Below are 1884 nucleotides of genomic sequence, written 5' to 3'. Positions count from 1 at the left end.
ATGGAAAGGAAAAACAATTTCTGTGCCGCGGGACAAAACGGTTCACCGTCTCTTTGAAGAAACGGCCGCCCGCTACGCGGACCGGCCGGCCGCGGCATACAACGGCGCGAAATGGACGTACGGCGAGCTGAACGCAAGGGCGAATCGCATCGCGCGCATTCTCATGGACTGCGGCGTCACGGCTGACGAGCGTGTCGGCATCCTGACGAAACCGTCCTTGGAAATGGCCGCGGGCGTACTCGGCGTCCTGAAAGCGGGCGCGGCATTTGTGCCGATTGACCCCGACTACCCGGAAGAGCGGATCAGCTACATTCTGCAGGACAGCGGCGCGAAGCTTCTTCTCACACAGGAAGCGCTGGGCGTGCCGGACAGCTACAAAGGAGAAACGATCCTGCTTGACGGCGGACGCTCCATTCTGAGCCTGCCGCTTGATGAAAATGATGAAGCGAACCCGCAGACGGAAACAACGGCGGATCATCTCGCTTATATGATTTACACGTCAGGAACGACCGGACAGCCGAAAGGTGTCATGGTCGAACACCATGCGCTGGTGAACCTGTGCTTCTGGCATCACGACGCATTCGCCATGACGGCGGATGATAAAAGCGCCAAATACGCGGGCTTCGGTTTTGACGCCTCCATCTGGGAGATGTTCCCGACATGGACCATCGGCGCGGAACTTCACGTCATTGACGAAGCGATCCGGCTGGATATCACCCGCTTAAATCACTATTTCGAAGAGCACGGCGTGACCATCACCTTCCTGCCTACGCAGCTCGCCGAACAATTTATGGAGCTGGAAAATACCTCTCTCCGCATGCTTCTCGTCGGCGGCGATAAGCTGAAGCGGGCGGTGAAACAGCCGTACACGATCGTCAACAACTACGGCCCGACGGAAAACACCGTCGTCGCGACAAGCGGCGTCATCAATCCGGAGGAAGGGTCGCTTTCGATCGGACGGGCGATTGCCAATACGAGAGCTTATATTCTCGGCGACGGCGATCAGGTGCAGCCGGAAGGCATTGCCGGTGAATTATGCGTGGCAGGCCGCGGACTTGCGCGCGGATACCTGAACCGTGAAGAAGAAACGGCGAAGCGGTTTACCGCCGATCCGTTCGTGCCCGGCGAGCGCATGTACCGGACCGGCGACCTCGTCAAATGGAACGCGCAGTGCGGCATCGAATACATCGGGCGTATCGACCAGCAGGTCAAAGTGCGGGGCTACCGGATCGAGCTTTCAGAAATCGAAGTCCGCCTCGCCCAGCTTGCGGACGTTCATGACGCAGCGGTGACGGCGGTGGAAGACAAAGCGGGCAATACCGCGCTTTGCGCCTATGTCGCGCCTCAGCAGGACGATATCGAAACGCTCAAAGCCGCGCTGAAAGACACGCTGCCTGACTACATGGTGCCGGCGTTCTGGGTGGAGATGGACGAGCTTCCGGTCACCGCAAACGGAAAGATTGACAAAAAAGCCCTGCCGGAACCGGACATTGAAGCGGGAAGCGCCGCGTACAAAGCGCCGGAAACGGAGATGGAGACGCTGCTTTCTGACATTTGGCAGGAAGTGCTCGGTCTTGACCAGATCGGCGTAAGCGATAATTTCTTCACGCTCGGCGGCGACTCGATCAAAGGCATCCAAATGGCGAGCCGCCTGAACCAGCACGGGTATAAATTGGAGATGAAAGACCTCTTCCAGCACCCGACCATCGAAGAACTCGTCTCTTATGTGGAGCGGACGGAAGGCAAGCAGGCCGACCAGGGCCCTGTCGAAGGTGAAGCGGACTTAACGCCGATCCAGCGCTGGTTCTTTGAGAAAAACTTCACGGACAAACACCACTGGAATCAATCCGTCATGCTTCACGCGAAAGACGGCTTTGATCCGGA

At 58.1% G+C, this 1884-nt stretch carries 1 protein-coding gene; it reads left to right on the top strand.

Annotation, left to right across the window (positions count from 1 at the left end):
- Nucleotides 1-1884: non-ribosomal peptide synthetase (locus tag AR442_RS08660; RefSeq protein ID WP_032864086.1), on the top strand; the 1884-nt coding region annotated here is incomplete at both ends.

This window comes from Bacillus velezensis (genome assembly GCF_001461825.1).
Lineage (GTDB): Bacteria > Bacillota > Bacilli > Bacillales > Bacillaceae > Bacillus > Bacillus velezensis.
Note: the sequence above shows the minus strand (reverse complement) of the source record. Positions and strands in the feature narration are given on the sequence as shown.